This is a genomic window from Methylophaga thalassica MP (genome assembly GCF_000214595.1).
GTDB lineage: Bacteria > Pseudomonadota > Gammaproteobacteria > Nitrosococcales > Methylophagaceae > Methylophaga > Methylophaga thalassica.
Genome location: NZ_AFIG01000001.1, coordinates 931644 through 950096, shown reverse-complemented (window position 1 = coordinate 950096; position 18453 = coordinate 931644). Strand labels below are relative to the sequence as shown.

Sequence of the window (18453 nt, the reverse complement as noted above, 5' to 3'; positions counted from 1 at the left end):
AATTAAAGGGCATAGTCCCCAGCTATGCCCTTTAATCATTAATCTCAGGCGGAATATTGTCCTGATACCTTAGTCGCCAAATAATCCCTATACTGCTCTTCCATAAAGGCATCGGTGATGCCGTAGTGACTGAGTTTCATCGTGTAAAAGCGATCAAAGTAATCTTGTATCGTATCTTCAATTTCCTGATTAAAGCCCACAGAGGCTGTAACCGTGCTGCCGTTTGTGCGTTGTATTACCCGACCTTCATCAAGCACCAGTTGACCATTCTTAAACACTTTTTCTGCATGGCGGAACATAGCCGATTTATCCTCTCGCTCACGATAAACTGCAATATCGGCTCTGGCCCCTACTTGTAATGTGCCTCTATCTTTTTGCCCCAATAAACGCGCAGGCGCAGCTCGCGTCATGATGGCTATCTCATACAAACTGAATTCTTTTTTCAAATCTTTTAACAAGGTCATCTCGGTAATTTCAGGATGCAGATTTTCCAGGCAAGCCATACGATAGTCATAGCTCATCAATAAATGGAGAAGATCAGGGTAACGGGTAAATGGCGCGCCATTAGGGTGATCAGTGGTAAAGAAGAGTCGCCATGGATCTTCAGATAATAAGAAAATCTCCAGACCTATCGCCCACTGCAAACCATTCACAAAACTGGTTTGTTTATACTGATAAGGCACAATACCGCCACTACCCTCATTCTCAGCATGCCAGACGTGCCATTTATTCGGGCTGGCATCACCACGGCGAGCAAACTGAGCCATGACGTCACCTGATAACGTCACTGTTTGACCAAACAACACTTGCCCGACGTCCATCGTAATATTGGGATAGCGATTAAACGCTGCCATCAATTGCGCCGCCGCTGAAGAAAAGCCAAATTTACCTTCGTTGCCATAACCATAAAACTGCACATGCGCCAAATGCATAGGCAATCCCTGTGCAGCTTCCATCGTATCCACAATCGTCTGAATGTTGCCTGGTGTACCTAAATTATTACAATGAACATGAACAGGATGCGGTAAGCCGGTCTGAACCGCAGCTGTTTGTAGGGTTTGTAATAACTGACGAGACGAAATACTGTAATCAGTCAACACATCATCCAGATTGAATGTCTCGGCACCATCTTTAAATGCCTGTGAACCACCGGCGTTGATCACCTTCAATCCCAAAGCCTTTGTTTTATGTAGCATCCAAGCCACATAATCATTGATTTGTGATTGACTGCCTCCCTGCCTGATTAAATTGACCAATAAATCATCACTACCGAGGATGGCCAGGGCTGCAGTGTCAATAATAGGAATATCAGCAAATTCGGCATGCACTTGTGGCGCATTTACTGGCAACATGGCAGGCTCTACCACCATGCTATAGCCCATCTCAGTGTATTTATAACCAGTTTCAAACGACGACCAGCGTGCATTGGCAAAAGGTGTTGCTGCTTGTCTCATTAAGTGATTCCGGTGCTGTTCAGGCAGGAGTAATCGTGCCGTATTCACATTGCCACCAGCGATATGGCTATGAATATCAATCCCTCCCGCCATCACGATGTCACCATTCACATCATAAATAGTGGCTTTCTGCTGTTGCTCTATAGCGGGTGCGTTACAGATTCTGTCATCTCTGAACCAGATATCACGTATCTCCCCATGCCAGTTTTGAACAGGATCATAGGCACGGGCATTTTTTATACACGAATACATAAAACCTCACTGATGCTTGAGAATAAGACAGTCTGATAATCCGGCTTTTATAGCTTCCGTTGATAACGCAGTGATGCTGATAAATTCGATCAGACTCTCGGTTAACAGGGCATCGCCTTGGTTAAAATTAAGCTCCGTGTTCACCTGGTTGATAAAAAGTGTGCCAAATTGAGTACTTACAACAGCTTTAATACGCGCTACGTTCAGCTGCCCACAAAAATGCAATAACGCCGCCTCATCAAATTGATGTCGACTATCGAAACGAAACCCAAGGCTAGCCCAGCTCTCTTTTTGGTGCTCATAAACCACAATGCCAGCTTCTGAATATTGATTGATAACGTCCTGCTGTTGTTTTGTCTGAGTCACTTGTTGCCAGATGGCGCGTTTAAATAAGGATGGTATATCCAGCCATGAAGGAGATAATTGCCCCCACTCAGTCATCTGTATTGGAGTGGCCTGAGCTTCAGACTGAGCTAAAACAGTCTGCATCTGAAGCAAGTCAGCCGGATTTTGCTTATCGTATTTATTGACGACAATCAGGTCAGCCACCGCTAGTTGCTGCAAAAAGATGTTATGAGTTGTGTAACGTTCATCATTGAAATGACGGGCATCAACTAAGGTAATCGTCGCGCCTAACTCAATCCAATTCTGATATTGCTGACCAGAGAGTATCTCGAGAATTTCTTTCGGATGCCCTAGCCCACTCGGTTCAATCAATAATCTATCGGGTTTTACTTCACGTAAAATCTGGTTTAATGCCACTGTGACAGGCAAGCCAGCACTACAACACATACACCCGCCAGGGACTTCCTTAATGAGTAAACCAGGCGAAGCTGACTCCGCTTCGAGCAGCGTTTTATCCAGTCCTATCTGTCCAAATTCATTCACTAATACAGCCCAGCGTTCAGAGACTGGCTTTTTTGCCAATAAATGATTAATGGACGTGGTTTTACCCACGCCCAAAAAGCCGGTAATGATGTTGGTCGGGACTCTTCTCAGCGGTTTAGTGCTCATGAAACCGGTGTAGCTGTTGCCACATCAAGGCAGCAAATACAGCAGTTATCACAAGTAGTTTCAGCAGGCTTTGCCATAAACCTGATCCGATATTACTGCTGTAATTAAACGCAGGAATTTCATCAAAGTCTGCTTCTTCGAAAGCTTTGTCAGGAAAATAAATTGACCAGAAAAAATGACGTATTTGTTGATGGTACTGTTCAATCTGCTGATTAAAATCGAGCTTGGCCAGCGTGTCAGCATTGGCTAAACGATTAAAACCATATTGCATACTCATCACTGGCGAAAACCAGGAAAAGGCTTGCCCTTGTTGATAGCTCGCTAACTGTGTCTGATGGCGCTGACTAACTAAATCAGCCACAATCACATCACTCATTTGTTGCTGCCCGTAATACCAACGCCAATCAAATTCATCATCACCCAATGGTGCCGTAGGAGTCCATTGGGGAAACAGAGCAAGATACGCAGCAAAATCCGCTTTTTTATCTTTATCCCAGCTATCATTCATATACTGACGCTGTTCAAATACAATAGCCGCATCTTTACCGGCATCCTGTTGTTGAATCTGATAAAGATAAGCTAAACCGGGTACCACAAAGGTAAACACCAGCCAGATAGTAATAAATGACAGATAGTTAAAACTGGCTTCTTTATTCAGAAATACAATCCAGCCACAAATAAACCACCAGCACAGCTGATACAAGATGATCTGAGCTAATACGCCAAACCAATTGCTATCAAGACTGATTGAAGTGATTAGCGTGGCAACAACTAACAAAACTATATTGACGATCAGTACCATCAACGCCGGTATTGTCATTTTTCTAAAGATTAAGCGGGTGCCTTTGGGGACCTGAGCAACTAACATGGGCCAGCGACCGGTATTTTTTTCATCTGCTAAAACATTGATACTCATTGCCGCAATCAGTAATGGCATCAGATATAACCAGAGAAAGGACAAGTCAAACTGCCCAAACCGTTGAGCATCCACATTGCCTGGCGCAGTTGCATTGACCTGACTTTGTAAGCCTAACAACCTTACCCGAAGATGCGTCGCAGTTTCATCAAGTTCACCACGAAATATGGCAGACCAGGCTTGCGGCGTTTGTGACACAGGATGAAATAAGTAATAGCCCATATAGCCCGGAAGAAGCTGGTTTTTATCATACTGATCACGATAATGTTGAATATCATCCTGATAATGGGCTTGAGAAAATTGGTAATGGTCGAGTTCACGTTCAATTTTTGCCTGACTTAACGCAATGGCAATCACACCAGCAACGAGATAAGTCAGTAACAACCATTTGTTCAGCCGATTCGTCCAAAACAGTTTCAATTCAAAAGAAAACAGACTCATACTAAGGTCACCTTCGGCCTAATAACCATAATCGCTGCCAATAAACTCAGCAACCAAAGTACAATCATGGCAGCTGACGATGACATAAATGTCCACTCCTCATCTAATTTAGCTGGCTGATAGTCAAACTCTGCAAGCTCAGCCCAATGAGATTTGGAGATCCGATGGTCACTATTATCATGTGCCATATCCACTTCGTTGATATGTAAATCATTCAATGACTGAATCAACTGATAACGATAGGCTTCAGCGGCTTGTTCGTATTGTCTGATCTGCTGGTAACTGGTCGCACTCATCAGGTTAGATAAACGACTTGTCACTAAAAAAGGCGAGAACAGTGACCAGCGTGACACCCAGGCATTTTGCTTAGCTATCTGGTTTAAAAGCTGTCCATACTGCTCTTCAAAGACTTCGCTGGTAATACGCTCACCTTCCTGCATCAATAAGCCCTTCCAATTCACCGGTAAATCCTCAACACGTTCAACACCATATTTTTTTAATGTTTGCTCACGAAAATCATTGAAATACGGATCATCCGGATCATGAGAGTCCCCGACTTTGGCAACGGCCTGAGCAGTCTGAATATCAAACACCGCATTATCGGGTAATGGATAACGCCACTCAGCAACGGCATAGGCCAGTTTTGGTAAAACCACCACCATCACTAACCACAACAGTAAGGATGTTGAGAGACTTTGATTATTAGCGCGAGACAGCGTTGAAACGAAAAGGATAAGGCTGACCCATATCACGCAATACAGAAAATACAACACAAATAACATAGCAAAACGAACATAGACATCGGCCTCTACTGCAGCCATCACTAAAAAGATAGCAGCGACGGAAAACACCAATGCCAGGAAAAGTAATGAGATAAATAAAAATGCCAGCGCTTTACCGACAATCATCTGCCTGAAACTCACACCCAGTGAGATAATTTGACGCAGTGTGCCCTGCTGACGCTCACCACTAATGCTCTTATAGGCCAGAGCAATCAGTACCAATGGCCACACCACTAATATCAAGGTCGCCCCGGATAAATAACCCAACTGCATATAACTGTGACTACTCAGATACTGTTTGAACTGGCTGCTGTTTTGTCGGTGTGCTTCCAGAAACAACACATTGCCCACAAATGGATTCACACCAGCATCCATAAAACTCAGTGGAGAAATAACGCGAAACACCATCGCCCCATAATGTGCAGCTCGGTGTGGATGACGATCAGGCTGAGCCTCCCACTTTTCATCGTTGGTTTGCTGCCATTGTTGCTGAACCGCTATAAAATCCTGCTGTTGCTGCCAGTGACTGACAGCGACCAGCAAGGTGAGAGAGATCAGCAATGGCAGTAAAATTTTTAACGTTTTATGTCGCCATAACTCGCTAAGCTCATGACGAGCAATATAAAAAACCATTTTACTGACCTACTTACTTAAAGCGATATGAAACAGACAATGATGCATTCACACCATTTCCGGGGGAATGAATCGTATCAGTACCATCAGTGCCCCAGTCGTAAACATATTCATAATATTCATTGAATAAATTATTGACTCGGAAATTAATATCGCCCCAGCCCGCGTCATAGTTCAGACTGGTATTAACGAGGTTGTATTTACCAAACTTTCTGCCTTCATTAGCTGAGTTCACATAACTACCACTTTGCGAATCCAGCGTGGTTTGCCACATTAGCTTTGGTGTGAGCTGATAATTTACACCAACTGAGGCCGTATAATCTGGTACACCAATTAACTGATTACCATCCGTTGCGCCAGGTGTTTGAATTTCTGATTCTATTTTTGAAACATTACCCCAAACCGTTGTTTGCATATTAGCCTGCCAGCTAAAGCCCACATCCACGCCCTGACGCAGGGTTTTACCCACATTGCTAAAAGAGCCATCAACTAGTTGTATATATTCATCACTGGCTCGCTGCTCCCAGTAAGAAAGACTCAACGCTAAAGTTGATAGAGCCTCCCATTTACTGCCCAGCTCCCAGCCATCATTCATCGACACATCACGTGCTGAAGTGTCGCCAGCTGTGTAGGCATTTTTTCCAACCGGATGCTGGAAGCTTTGGCCATAATTAAAAAACACGGTGACATCATCTGTCGGATAAATAAACACATTCAATTTAGGCTGAACAATGGTGCCAAAATCATAGATATTGCGTTCGTTTTTACTGATTGAATTCAGATCCTTATCCCAGTACTCACCACGCAGTCGATCTGCACGCATGGCAGCATTCCAGGATAACCAGTCAACCGGAGAGTTTGAGATCTGTATATAACTACCGTAGCTGACAAAGTCATAATGACGATCACGGTTCACTGCACTACGATCACGTTCGCGTTGGAATCCGACAGTACCGAAGCGTTGTTCTAACACTTCTTGCTTTTGAACATCAGCTCCCCATTGAACTTTCCATTCTGGATTAATTTCCCAGCTCAGTGTAGTGATAAATCCATAATGATCTTCTTCATCATTTCTGTTCTGCAAAGCGGTATCTTGCTTAAATCTAACCCAACGCTCACGTTCATAATGATTGAAATAAGATTTTAATGACCAGTCAAGGCTATCCGAAAAAGCGTGGTCAAAGTGCAAACTAAATGAGTTGGTATGCTTTTCACCACCATCCTGGGCAGCATAACCAGCTGATCGCGTTGGGTGTGTTTTTGCCACGTCACGATCCAAAAAGCCGGCTGCATCGGCATCTATACCTGAAAAACGTGCGATAAAACCGAGTGAGGTATCATCATTAAAATCATAGAACCAGCGGCCTGAAGCACTGTATTTTTCAGTTTTTTCGTTATCTCGATAGCCGTCAGCGTCGCGATAACCAAAGAAATAATTATGTCTTAAATCGCCAGTCTGCTCGCCCGCATAGGCTTGAACTTGTTTTTCATTATAGCTACCTGCAGTTACAGTGACCTCTCGGCCAATATCACTACGTGTTTCGATATTGTAGTTGCCGGCAATATTAAATAATCCATATCGTGGATCACTATTTCCTTTATAAACATCAATATTACTGATATCAGCTGGAAATAATTGATTCATTTCACTGAAACCAGAGTGTGTATTAGATGGAATCCCGTCTATCAGTGTCGCCGCATGAGGTGTCGTTCCCTCAGCAGAAAACCCTCTAATACCGATTTCAGAGTCAACAATGCCTTGATTATAGCGAGCCAAATACACACCAGGCACACGCGTAAATAACTCCATCACATTAGTCACTTGTTGTATCTGAATCTCTTCTTTGCTTATTTCATCCACAGAACCCGCCAGATTATCTTTCACATAATCAGGCGCATCACTTGTAACAACCATCGGAGCAATTTCAGCAGGTATATCGCTATCAGCCATGAGAAGTACTGGGAATAAACTTGTCACAACCAGTGTTGAAGGAAGTGTTTTTTTCACTAAAATAATCCTTAAATTAAGCTGAAAATTGCTCAAAGTATTTTTCTGTCAAACAAGGTAACGTCAAGTCATCATTTTTTATAAGTTGTTTTAATTGCCCATGACTCATAATTCCGATCTGGTCGGCTAATTGATGAGCACATAGCAGGTCATGGGTGACAATCAAAACCGCAGTACCGCGTTGTTTGATCGTCTTCACTACTTCGATAAATTCTTGAGTAGCAACAGGATCCAACCCTGATGTGGGTTCATCCATCAAAACTAATTTGGCATGTTTTAGCAGTGCAAAGGCAATTGCGACCTTTTGTCTCATGCCTTTAGAAAAACTACCGATCTTTCGCTCTAATTGTGCTTCAGTAATCCCTGTTCTAAGCAGCACATCCTTAATATCTGCCCGAATAACTTTTACACCGGCAAGCTCAGCGAGATAGCTGATATTTTCTACGGCAGTAAAACTGGGATAGAGATGAACATTTTCGGGGATATACATCATCTGCTCACGGCACTCTGCCCGCTGATGATACATATCGATACCATCCAGAACAGCATGACCAGAATCTGGTTTAATAAATCCTAATAACATATTGAGTGTAGTGGTTTTTCCAGCACCATTAGCGCCCAATAGGCATAAAATTTCCCCAGATGCTACTGTAAAATTCAACTCATTTACAGCATGGTTCTTTCCATAATATTTGTTCAAATTACTGACTTCTAACATGTAGTTTCGTGTCCATAACGTATTATTATTTGATAATCATTCTCAAAATATTGATATATCATATCAAACTTAATTATAAATAAAACCCAGCGTTTCTGGGTTCTTTATTGTTGCTGACAGTGTTCACATAGCCCATGTAATTCCAACTGGGGGCTGTTTAATTGAAAATGATTTTGTTGAATACTTTTTTCTAGTGCTTCGATAAGCTTGGTATCGATCCCGACTTCACTGACTGACTGGCAATTATCACAAATCAAAAACTGTGGTGTTTCGTGTTTATGTGTGCAAGTAATATGAGAACAAGCTAGAAATTTATTGGTTGAAGCCAATTTATGAACCAGGCCCTGCTCAATAAGAAATTCGAGCATTCGATACACTGACATTGCTGGAATTTTTTCACCCAATTTTTGCTGATAGAGATCAGCGAGTTCATAGGCAGACTGAGGATGAGCATTTTCAAGAAGAAGCTCCAACACCACTTTACGTTTAGGTGTCAGTTTGCCTCCATGCTCCATACAACTTTTTTCAGCTTGATTTATTGCTTTCTCTTTATCCATAACATCACTTGAAAGTGTAGCGGTCATCAGGCGCGAACATTAACGATGACAGGTCAATCATAACGGAATTTTAACAGTTAACCATCCTATCAGGAATTAACTCCGAAATAGACTATGAATTACTCCTACGCGAAATCAATACCGAGAAACAAACGTCGGTTATCTGGACTGGCTAGTGGCGATCGATGAACTAAACCGCCCACTCTGGACTCAGGCCAACCCTGCCCCTTCATTAGCAAAACATCACCTGCCATGGCTTTTTGTATAGCATCTTCATGCCAATAAATGCCTGAGCTTTCATCAGGCTGACCATTCGCTCCTGCACCAAGCCTGTCTCTATCGACATTATCTTCCAGTAACCACTGTGTTGTCCCACCAGTATAGGTTGTGACCAGACGACATAATAATTTATCGACATGAAAGCGTGGGCACATTGTTTTATTTAACAACTCCAGTCTTAAGCCGACATGCGTTAAATCAAATAAATCTGCAAACACTTCCGCCAGAAATGTCATATCATTTTCCAGTGCAGTAAATGCCTGTTGTTTTAGTGACGCTCTTAACCATTCTTTCACTTCACTGGGTTTCAACACTGCCCTGAGTGCAAAACTTGAATGGGTATTCACTAAGCCAGCAATATCATCAAGCAATGCTGTACTTATATTTCTGCGCCATAAAGCCAAGTTAACATTTTCACCATATATACATGACAAATCATATACTTCAGATACATTGTTAATGTTATTTGATAAATTAACCTCTTGCCTTTTTAATGCTGTCATTGCATTTGCCACGCTGGAAATGGGTCAGGTAATGTCTGCCACATTGACTTACCCGCTAATAGTTCTTCATCCGTTAATAAGCAAGCATCTAATTGCTTTTTGACCTGTGTTTCATTGAGATTCTGTCCAATAAAAACCAACTCCTGACGCATATCACCAAAGGGTTCTTGCCAGTTTTCCATAATGATTTCAATTGATTCATCATCTTGTGGCCAACGTTCAGTAGGGACAGCCTTCCAGAACATACCCGCGAAACCATGATGGGCAATACCACCGGCCTGATTCCATTGCCCGGCAAACTGCGGGCGACTGGCTAACCAGAAATATCCCTTAGAACGGATTAACTTTCCACACGGCCACTCCTGATGCAGAAACTCATAAAACTTCTGCGGATGAAAAGGCTTGCGTGCTGTATATGAAAAACTACTAATGCCATATTCTTGCGTTTCAGGAATATGCTCACCACGAGCCTCTTGTAACCAGCCTGGCGCTTGTGACGCTTTATCAAAATCAAACTTATGTGTAGCCAGGACTTTTTCCAGTGGCACCTGGCCATGTTTCAGGGGAATAATTTCGGCAAGCGTATTTAAGCTTCTCAGTATGGATGTCAGCTCATTCAACTCTGCGGTGCTACATAAGTCAGTTTTACTGATTAGAATTACGTCGCAGAATTCGACTTGTTCTATTAACAGATCCGCCACACTACGCATATCGTCTTCACCGAGATGTTCGCCAGTATCTTGTAATAACTGCGCTTCACGAAAATCTTTTAAAAAATTGACGGCATCGACCACCGTTACCATCGTATCTAACCGGGCAATCGTCGATAAACTCTCCCCTTCTTCATCGGCAAAGGTAAACGTCTCGGCGACGGGTAAGGGTTCGGATATACCGGTTGATTCAATCACCAAATAATCAAACCGACCTTCATCTGCCAAACGTTTGACTTCAATCAGCAAATCCTCACGTAAAGTGCAGCAAATACAGCCATTGCTCATTTCAACCAGCTTTTCTTCTGCCCGATTAAAATCCACTTCGTTATTTAATTGCTGAGCATCAATATTAATTTCACTCATATCATTCACAATAACCGCGACTTTCCTACCCTCACGATTATTCAGGATATGGTTGAGTACGGTGGTTTTGCCTGCGCCAAGAAAACCTGACAAAACAGTCACTGGCAGGCGCTTATCGTTTGTCTTCATAACGTCGTTCTCTTTTTTCATTTATATTCTTGATATCGGTACTGTATTCTGCCGTTGGCCTAATCAATAGCCGTGCTATGCCAATCGGTTCACCACTTTCTATGCAATAGCCGTAATCTCCCTGGCGTATCCGCTGCCTGGCTTTGTCAATTTTAGGAATCAGCTGACGCTTACGATCGGCCAGTCTTAATGCAAGCTGAGCCTCTTCTTCCAGAGTCGCTCGATCCGATACATCACTGACTCTTTCATAGTTAATGTCCACCTTTGATGCTTCAATTTCATCCAGTGTCTCTTGCCTCAACTCAAGCAACCTGGCATCAAAAAAAGCTAACTGCTCAGCATTCATATAGTCAGCCTGGTCCATAGCCAACAAGGCTTCTTCATCCATTACTTGGCTCCATCACTAAGGATTTTTTAGTGACTAACTTACGATTCCAGAAATGCCCACTCATAATCGCCAGCGCCGAAGGAATCGTAATCCAGAACTCATAATGCTCGGGCAGAAAAAAGGTCGACACCATGGCACTGATTCCCAGAACCACTAGAATCATGGGTACGTGATTACCATGCTTGATATAGGCAAAAGGTAAGCTCAACAGAGCAAATAAGATAACCGGTACTAACATCACCTGATGTATCCAGGGTGAGTCCAGCCAGGCACTGACAGCACCTAATGCCGCTAACCCCATCAACATCGATGTAATAACACAATGCACTAAGCATAAGCCTGAACAAGCAATTGCAATATTGTCTTTCATAAGCACTTCTTAATTTATGATATATCGTATCATATTGTTAAAAAATAGCAGATGCAATAAAATTCATGATTCAAACTAAAAATGGAATTAGACGTTTAGAAAAAACATCACTGAACTAATAGCGTATTGCCAAGACAAAGTAGACTTTTTTCTGACCAGCAACCTCAATGACTACCTCATCACCTATCGTCTTACCCAGTAACTTTCGCGCTAATGGCGAATCGATACTGATATAGCCTTTTGAGGCATCAATCTCATCCGGGCCGACAATGCGATATTCCTTTTCATCACCCTCTTCTGTCTCAACAGTGACCCAGGCAGCGAAAAAAATATGATCTTTATTATCGGGCGCTTGATCCACCACTTTCAAATCAGGTAATCTTTTTTGCAAATAACGAATTCGACGGTCGATCTCACGTAATTCTTTTTTACGGTAAATATATTCAGCATTCTCAGAACGGTCTCCCTCAGCTGCCGCCGCTGAAAGCGCTTTCACCACATCACGGCGTCGTGCCCAACGCGCAGTGAGTTCTTGGTTCAGCTCTGCGTAGCCTTCGGCAGTAATATACGGTGAAGATGCCATTGTTTACATTCCAAATGAAAAAGGCTGGATCATATCAATATTCAATAAATACGTGAGCTTTGATGCTCAGACATTCACCTTATAATTGAGATCTCTGGCTTCATCTCCTGTCATACCTCGAAATCCCCACTGATAAGGTGACCTGCTCCCCACTTTCTAATCCATAAATAACTTAGTAATGTTCATCACTTAAAAGGAAGATGAGCATGAAAAAACGATTTACAGAAGAACAAATTATTCAGGTTTTGAAAGAGGCAGAAGCGGGTCTCTCCGTGAAGGAATTATGTCGGAAACACGCTATTTCCGATGCGACGTTCTACACCTGGCGTAAAAAATACGCTGGTTTGGAAGTTTCTGAGGCCCGTCGTCTCAAAGTCCTTGAACAAGAAAATGCCCAGCTCAAAAAATTACTTGCCGAATCCATGCTGGACAATGAAGCCCTCAAGGTGGCATTGAACCGAAAGTACTGACCGTCAGGAATAAGCGGGAGGCGGTGCGCTCTATGCTGTCACAAACAGCTATTTCTGAGCGCAGAGCCTGTTCCTTGGTCGGTCTGAACCGCGCCACCATGCGATACCAATGCCAGTCAACACAAGAAACTGACCTGGTACAGCGTATTAAAGCGATTGCCTTTGAACGACGTCGGTTTGGTTACAGGCGAGTACATCAGCTATTACGTCGAGAGGGACGCCATGTGAACCACAAGAAAGTTTATCGGTTGTATCGAGAAGCTGGACTGGCGGTACGTAAACGAAAACGACGCAAAGGTCTCATGGTGGAGCGTCAGCCTTTATTGCTACCAGACAGACCCAACCATACCTGGTCGATGGATTTTGTAATGGACGCACTCGCCAATGGTCGGCGCATCAAATGCCTGACCATCGTTGATGACTTTAGCAAAGAATGTCTGGATATACCGGTTGCACATGGAATCTCTGGTGAGCAGGTCGCACGAACACTGAACACTATTGCTGCCTTTAGAGGCTATCCGGTGGCAGTAAGAACTGATCAGGGGCCAGAATTTACCGGAAAAGCGCTGGATCAGTGGGCATATCAACATGGTGTTGAATTGAAACTGATACAACCGGGAAAGCCCATGCAAAATGGCTATATCGAGAGTTTCAACGGTAAGTTTCGAGATGAATGTTTAAATGAGCACTGGTTTAGTGATCTGGCCCATGCCAGAGAGCTGATCAATCAATGGCGAATTGACTACAATGAAAATCGGCCTCACTCTTCACTTGGCTATCAAACGCCATTGGAGTTTGCTGCTGCCAACCGACAAATTGATTCAAGAACCACGGGCATTACTAATTTAAAGTTGGACTAGATATTGGGGGCAGGTCAAAGGTGCCTGTTCGTGAATAGTGATCTCAATATCACTGGGAGAGATAAAAAGCTGTGTTTCAATTTCTTGGAATAAAGTCTTAATCAATTGTTTTTGTGTATCAACTTGTCGCCCTGACATCATATGAATTTCTATCACCGTATAAGCGTCTGTTCGTCCGCCGGGATAATAGAAATCATCTTTATCCATCGGAATAAAGCGATGAGCCCGTTTATCTTCAGGTAATCCCAACACAGTCTGCATACATCGATGAATAACATCTGATAACTGCGCTTTAATTGGATGAAGCCTCTCTTTAATACCGTAAATAATAATCATTGAATAAAACCTCAATAAGCCTCTATGTTTATCTTATTTATATTCAACAACCCTGCTAATTGTTGCTGATTAATAAGCCTTTCTGAAGGTATTATAACCAACGTCTTTTGTGTAATTTAAGCGGATTTGCTATGTACTTGAGCCACTAAGCTAGCATCTATCCAGCCAAGGTTCATGCATCACTAAAAAGTCATTTGCAATAAATCGTATATGCTATATTTTCAACAGATGTAGTGTCGTCAAGCAGACGACCATATCGTGTGTTTGAGACCACTTCTGCAAAGCGTTCTTCCTTACTTACTACTATTCTGTTTTATGGATATAACTGATGACTGACATCCTGCTTCTGACCTTTGTATTTCTGGCTGCAGGTGTATTAGTTGTCCCTATTGCATCTCATTTTTCACTAGGGTCGGTCCTTGGCTATCTGATTGCTGGTATCCTCATCAGCCCGCTGTTAACACTATTCAATGTCAATGTCTCAGCCATACAGCATATCGCTGAATTTGGTGTGGTGATGATGCTCTTTCTGATTGGCTTGGAATTAGAGCCGAGAAAACTCTGGTCCATGCGTGCTCGTTTACTTGGTTTGGGTGGCGGCCAGATTTTATTAACCACCGGCGCGGTCACAGCGATTGGCATCATGCTGGATCAACCCTGGTCAGTCTCGTTCACTATCGGTCTTATCTTTTCCTTATCTTCCACAGCCATTGTTTTACAAACACTGACGGAAAGAGGACTATTAAAATCAGATGGTGGCCAGGCTTCCTTAGCCGTTCTTTTAATGCAGGACATTGCCGTCATTCCAATGCTGGCACTGGTGCCATTGCTTGCTCTGCCGGAGCTGGTAAACGTGATCAATCAAGCCAGTTCTGAACTCGCTCCTGCAAGCGAGCAAAGCCTGAGCTTGATCGATGGTCTGAATAGCTGGCAAGTGGCTCTGGTTACCATCGCGGCTGTTGGCACCGTAGTGTTAGGAGGGAATTACCTGATTTCACCTATATTCCGCTTTATTTCACTCGCCCACTTGCGTGAGCTATTCACCGCCACCGCGTTGATGTTTGTGATTGGCATTGCTTTGTTAATGTCTTTAGTCGGTTTATCACCCGCTTTGGGTACCTTTTTAGCGGGTGTGGTATTAGCAAACTCTGCCTATAAACACGAACTCGAGAGCAATATCGCGCCATTTAAAGGCTTGCTGTTGGGGCTGTTTTTTATGACGGTCGGTGCTGGAATTAATTTCCATTTGCTCACTGATAATTTCCTGTTGATTGTCTCATTAACGTTGGGGTTGATCGCCGTCAAAGCCATTGTCATGATGCTTTTAGCGCTTATATTCAAACTGCATGGTGCACATAAATGGCTGTTTGCTCTCGGTCTGTCACAAGCGGGTGAATTTGGTTTTGTCTTGCTCTCGTTCACCGTTCACAACGGTGTTATCCCCGCCGATATTTCTGAACTTTTATTATTAGTTGTGGCGTTATCCATGTTACTCACACCATTGCTGTTTATCATTTACGATAAAGTCATTGCAAAGCAATACAATAAAACTCAGGCCAGAGAAGCCGATGAAATCAACAGCGAGGCTAATATCATTATCGCGGGTTCGGGTCGGATGGGCTTAATGATCGACCGACTTCTACGGGCTGCAGGCTTTGATACCACCGTCATCGACTACAGTTCAGAACGTCTGGAAATTCTGAAACGATTCAGACTAAAAACCTATTTTGGTGATGCCACTCGCCCCGACTTATTAACCGCTGCTGGCATTGATGAAGCTAAATTATTAATTGTCGCCATTGATGAAACCGACAAAATTTCAAAACTGGTGAAATATGTCTCTGAAAACTACCCTCATGTGCATATTGTCAGTCGTGCAACCGATAATAATCATGTTTATGTTCTCTACGCGCATGGTTGCCGCGATATTATTCGGGAAACACACGATAGTAGTTTACGTATGGGGCGTTCAGCCTTTGAAGCACTCGGTATCGTTCGGGATAAGGCAGAAAAAATGATCGATGTGTTTAATGATCATGAGAAAAAACTCATGCTCGCCGTCGCTGATGCACATAAGCTGGGTGTGCCAAACTATGAGAATGAGGAATACATTGCCCGAATGTTAACGCTGTTAGAAGAGTGGGAACCTGCCGTCGGAGTGAAGATGCAAGCAATATCCGCCGAGGCTTCAGCAGATAAGTAATCCTCACTCAGCTAATGTGTTCAAAATAAAATGCGTGCGTTCATCAACCGACACACAAGGTACGTCCATTAATGTATAGCCATACTCACTATATACGCTCACCATATGCTCGTATGTGCGGATGGCTTGTTTAAAATCTTGCTTACGTTCGGCATCATTCGTATAAATTTCTTGCCAAGGTGGGAATAAAAACACGGTTTTATGCACCGTCAGCTCATCAAACAATTAACACCATTTTTCGTCTAGTTCGAGCCCTTCAAGCCGACTGTAAGCCAACGAATCCAGTATACCTCTGTCAAAAAAGACAGGGCCTTGATGATGATTATATTGCCGATAACGAATCACCTCTTGTTTGAGCATAGCATCACGAAAAGCGGTTTTATCTCTCCAGGGTAATGCCGTTCCCTTCTGTTTGAGTTGTTGTTGAATCACTTTCCGTCCGACCTCATTTGAACATGAATATCCTTCTTTTCTTAATTGATCCAATACCGTTGTTTTTCCTGCGCCAGGACCACCGGTAAGCACAACAATATTCGCCATTAGCTCCTCCTTTTTGCGTTTATTTTTTGTGAGTATTAATGTGCGGCGCTTGATTCTATCGGCAATATTTCTTGGGTCGTGGAACAACATCAGGATGAGTTTGCTTAGGTGATAACCATTCTAAAATGATTGTACTCACTTCGAACGTCATTACAGTGCGGGTGCCGCCAGCTGTCTTATTCTTCACGCCAGCATCATTAGGCTTTTCAGATTTACGCCATCAAACCAGGAAAAAACTTAAGATCCAGTGCATTACAGTGGTTTATGAACACATACAAACCCCTGTGGCGTTGATTAAGAAAACCATTCATTATCAGCTAAAATAAATTGATTTTTCCCTGCTAATTTTGCCTTGTACATTGCAATATCTGCTTGTTTGACCATTTGTTTTGCATCAAGGTCATCGCCCTGTGAAATGGCAACGCCAATACTTGCTGAAATGGCAATGTTCTTATCATTGATAACAATATCTTTCTTGATGATCATCAGAATATCCTCAGCGACACTGATAGCATCAGATTGACTTTGTAACTGTGTCAGGTTGACGATAAATTCATCCCCCCCGAGCCGAGATACGGTATCAATCCCCTCTCTCACACAAGACAATAAGCGCTGACCAATTTCATATAACAACTCATCACCAATATCATGACCTAAGCTGTCATTGACCTCTTTAAAGCCATCAAGATCAATAAACAATAGTGCGGTAAACGAGCCATAGCGTGATGAAGCCAGAATCGCCTGTTCAAGGCGATCCATGCCTAACAGCCGGTTAGGTAATTTTGTCACCGAATCATAATGAGCCAATTGCTGTAACTCATCACGATGATTTTCAAGCTGTCTGGCAGCTGACATAGTGTGCCTGATGTATTTATTCACGAAGGTAGAAATTACAATCAGGATAATAACCACACACAAAATGATAACTCCGGTAATCGGTAATATCTCGCTTATGTAGTTCTTTCCTGGTTGATGAGGCTTCCATATAGCCCGAGCTATAACATTTCCATCAATATCTGTAATGTCTTCAGCGATATAGCTTTTTTTCAATAGGGCATTGGTGGTTTGGATAGTGAGATCATGTAAATGAAACTGTCTTTCCCATTTCTTCAGAAGCGGCTTATCTAACTGGCGGGTCATCATCAAGACACCATACAGCTGACCTTTATTCAGTGTGTCAGTTTGTTTATCCGCCACAATAGCGGATGCGGCGATGGCATGAATTTGACCAGACATACTGATATAGGAAGTGACTGGCTCAGGCGAGTCATAATCAGTTTTTATGGCTCGCTCAAATATTCGTTCAAAAGTAGTGGCAGTATAAATTGGACTACTGACCTCTTCTCTTACACCATTTACGAAGCTTTCTTTAAGCGTGCTATCGCGTTCATAAATGATGACTTGGTTAACATTGAAGGTATTGAATAAATAATCATTATCAAAGTTTTCTTCAAAATAGGATGTGTCATCAATGCCAGCAAGCGCCTCAGCTGCATCATTCCAGAAACTGTAGTCGTAAACTACTTTCCCTAGACTCTCACGCTCATTATAAAAAACACTGTCAGCAACAGTTCGGGATGATGAAATTGCATTGTCATTTAAGTGATGAAATGACTGCACCATCAAATAAATAAAGTAACTGCCCAGAAAAAATAACAATATAAATAAGCTATAAAGGCTGACTCTCATGTCTCTCAAGATAGTATTGATTTGATGATGACTCATGAGAACCTCATTAAAGTGTTACTTATCTACTTCTATCAATTACATACACCAATTGCTCACTACTTGATATTAAGCGGCATATCAAAAAATTGCTATGTTTAGAATTCAATGGAGTATCGAAAGAGTGGCCAATCAGCAAAGATATCGATTTGAAAATAAAAGCGTATATGAACAAATAAAAAGAACCCGCTGCATAGCGGGTTCTCTAATAACAGT

Annotated in this window: 16 protein-coding genes and 1 pseudogene; 2 read left to right on the top strand and 15 right to left on the bottom strand. The window is 42.6% G+C overall.

All coding sequences use genetic code 11. The annotated features are described in order from the left end of the window. Positions 1-44: 44 nt before the first annotated feature. The 12 genes from MAMP_RS04560 to greB form a co-directional block, all read right to left on the bottom strand. The gene (locus MAMP_RS04560; RefSeq protein WP_007144812.1) at positions 45-1706 is read right to left on the bottom strand and encodes a formylmethanofuran dehydrogenase subunit A; all 1662 of its coding nucleotides are present in this window, start codon (positions 1704-1706) and stop codon (positions 45-47) included. A 6-nt stretch (positions 1707-1712) separates the two neighbouring features. Then, entirely contained in the window at positions 1713-2720 is a 1008-nt protein-coding gene (locus MAMP_RS04555; protein WP_007144811.1) for a CobW family GTP-binding protein, read from the bottom strand. After that, positions 2710-4077 (bottom strand): DUF3526 domain-containing protein, encoded by a 1368-nt coding sequence (locus MAMP_RS04550; RefSeq protein ID WP_007144810.1) that lies wholly within the window; start codon positions 4075-4077, stop codon positions 2710-2712. The genes MAMP_RS04555 and MAMP_RS04550 overlap by 11 nt, the downstream gene beginning before the upstream one ends. Next, positions 4074-5492 carry an ABC transporter permease gene (locus tag MAMP_RS04545; protein WP_007144809.1) on the bottom strand — a complete coding sequence of 473 codons (1419 nt, stop codon included), beginning with the start codon at positions 5490-5492 and terminating at the stop codon, positions 4074-4076. Before MAMP_RS04545 ends, MAMP_RS04550 begins: the two co-directional genes overlap by 4 nt. A 13-nt stretch (positions 5493-5505) precedes the next feature. Beyond that, entirely contained in the window at positions 5506-7500 is a 1995-nt protein-coding gene (locus MAMP_RS04540; protein ID WP_007144808.1) for a TonB-dependent receptor, read from the bottom strand. 16 nt (positions 7501-7516) lie between these two features. After that, positions 7517-8218: an ABC transporter ATP-binding protein gene (locus tag MAMP_RS04535; RefSeq protein WP_040576190.1), complete on the bottom strand. Its 702-nt coding sequence runs from the start codon at positions 8216-8218 to the stop codon at positions 7517-7519. 104 nt (positions 8219-8322) lie between these two features. After that, positions 8323-8775, bottom strand: coding sequence for a Fur family transcriptional regulator (locus MAMP_RS04530; protein WP_040576392.1), 453 nt, complete (start codon positions 8773-8775; stop codon positions 8323-8325). 125 nt (positions 8776-8900) lie between these two features. Next, entirely contained in the window at positions 8901-9557 is a 657-nt protein-coding gene (locus MAMP_RS04525) for a DUF1826 domain-containing protein (protein WP_007144805.1), read from the bottom strand. After that, entirely contained in the window at positions 9554-10762 is a 1209-nt protein-coding gene (zigA, locus tag MAMP_RS04520; RefSeq protein WP_007144804.1) for a zinc metallochaperone GTPase ZigA, read from the bottom strand. The genes MAMP_RS04525 and zigA overlap by 4 nt, the downstream gene beginning before the upstream one ends. After that, positions 10746-11150, bottom strand: coding sequence for a TraR/DksA C4-type zinc finger protein (locus MAMP_RS04515; protein WP_007144803.1), 405 nt, complete (start codon positions 11148-11150; stop codon positions 10746-10748). Before MAMP_RS04515 ends, zigA begins: the two co-directional genes overlap by 17 nt. After that, positions 11143-11520 (bottom strand): MerC domain-containing protein, encoded by a 378-nt coding sequence (locus tag MAMP_RS04510; protein WP_007144802.1) that lies wholly within the window; start codon positions 11518-11520, stop codon positions 11143-11145. The genes MAMP_RS04515 and MAMP_RS04510 overlap by 8 nt, the downstream gene beginning before the upstream one ends. Positions 11521-11635: 115 nt before the next feature. Beyond that, on the bottom strand, positions 11636-12103 hold the full coding sequence (greB, locus tag MAMP_RS04505) for a transcription elongation factor GreB (RefSeq protein WP_007144801.1): 468 nt from the start codon (positions 12101-12103) through the stop codon (positions 11636-11638). Positions 12104-12309: 206 nt separating this feature from the next. Here greB and MAMP_RS04495 point away from each other — a divergent pair. Further along, positions 12310-13433 (top strand): IS3 family transposase gene (locus tag MAMP_RS04495; protein WP_139031827.1). Its coding sequence is split into 2 segments (ribosomal slippage): positions 12310-12568 and positions 12568-13433, totalling 1125 coding nucleotides; the frame shifts between segments, so codons are not numbered across the junction. Here the strand turns inward: MAMP_RS04495 and MAMP_RS04490 are convergent. Then, the gene (locus MAMP_RS04490) at positions 13419-13769 is read right to left on the bottom strand and encodes a tautomerase family protein (RefSeq protein ID WP_007144798.1); all 351 of its coding nucleotides are present in this window, start codon (positions 13767-13769) and stop codon (positions 13419-13421) included. The two genes, MAMP_RS04495 and MAMP_RS04490, sit on opposite strands and share 15 nt — an antisense overlap. 328 nt (positions 13770-14097) lie before the next feature. On the opposite strand from MAMP_RS04490, the gene MAMP_RS04485 reads away from it, so the two are divergent. Continuing rightward, the gene (locus MAMP_RS04485) at positions 14098-15972 is read left to right on the top strand and encodes a cation:proton antiporter domain-containing protein (RefSeq protein WP_007144797.1); all 1875 of its coding nucleotides are present in this window, start codon (positions 14098-14100) and stop codon (positions 15970-15972) included. 3 nt (positions 15973-15975) lie between these two features. Here the strand turns inward: MAMP_RS04485 and MAMP_RS16375 are convergent. Together MAMP_RS16375 and MAMP_RS04475 are read right to left on the bottom strand one after the other, a co-directional pair. Further along, positions 15976-16512, bottom strand: a pseudogene (locus MAMP_RS16375) (AAA family ATPase). Between the two features lie 294 nt (positions 16513-16806). Further along, entirely contained in the window at positions 16807-18237 is a 1431-nt protein-coding gene (locus MAMP_RS04475) for a sensor domain-containing diguanylate cyclase (RefSeq protein ID WP_007144794.1), read from the bottom strand. Between the last annotated feature and the right edge of the window lie 216 nt (positions 18238-18453).

What these genes read in the sequence shown, in the direction of transcription:
- MAMP_RS04545 (WP_007144809.1), bottom strand. Translation starts at nt 5,492, where the DNA reads ATGGTTTTTTATATTGCTCGTCATGAGCTTAGCGAGTTATGGCGACAT.
- MAMP_RS04535 (WP_040576190.1), bottom strand. Translation starts at nt 8,218, where the DNA reads ATGTTAGAAGTCAGTAATTTGAACAAATATTATGGAAAGAACCATGCT.
- MAMP_RS04490 (WP_007144798.1), bottom strand. Translation starts at nt 13,769, where the DNA reads ATGATTATTATTTACGGTATTAAAGAGAGGCTTCATCCAATTAAAGCG.
- MAMP_RS04510 (WP_007144802.1), bottom strand. Translation starts at nt 11,520, where the DNA reads ATGAAAGACAATATTGCAATTGCTTGTTCAGGCTTATGCTTAGTGCAT.
- MAMP_RS04515 (WP_007144803.1), bottom strand. Translation starts at nt 11,150, where the DNA reads ATGGATGAAGAAGCCTTGTTGGCTATGGACCAGGCTGACTATATGAAT.
- MAMP_RS04525 (WP_007144805.1), bottom strand. Translation starts at nt 9,557, where the DNA reads ATGACAGCATTAAAAAGGCAAGAGGTTAATTTATCAAATAACATTAAC.
- greB (WP_007144801.1), bottom strand. Translation starts at nt 12,103, where the DNA reads ATGGCATCTTCACCGTATATTACTGCCGAAGGCTACGCAGAGCTGAAC.
- MAMP_RS04555 (WP_007144811.1), bottom strand. Translation starts at nt 2,720, where the DNA reads ATGAGCACTAAACCGCTGAGAAGAGTCCCGACCAACATCATTACCGGC.
- zigA (WP_007144804.1), bottom strand. Translation starts at nt 10,762, where the DNA reads ATGAAGACAAACGATAAGCGCCTGCCAGTGACTGTTTTGTCAGGTTTT.
- MAMP_RS04475 (WP_007144794.1), bottom strand. Translation starts at nt 18,237, where the DNA reads ATGAGTCATCATCAAATCAATACTATCTTGAGAGACATGAGAGTCAGC.
- MAMP_RS04550 (WP_007144810.1), bottom strand. Translation starts at nt 4,077, where the DNA reads ATGAGTCTGTTTTCTTTTGAATTGAAACTGTTTTGGACGAATCGGCTG.
- MAMP_RS04560 (WP_007144812.1), bottom strand. Translation starts at nt 1,706, where the DNA reads ATGTATTCGTGTATAAAAAATGCCCGTGCCTATGATCCTGTTCAAAAC.
- MAMP_RS04485 (WP_007144797.1), top strand. Translation starts at nt 14,098, where the DNA reads ATGACTGACATCCTGCTTCTGACCTTTGTATTTCTGGCTGCAGGTGTA.
- MAMP_RS04530 (WP_040576392.1), bottom strand. Translation starts at nt 8,775, where the DNA reads ATGGATAAAGAGAAAGCAATAAATCAAGCTGAAAAAAGTTGTATGGAG.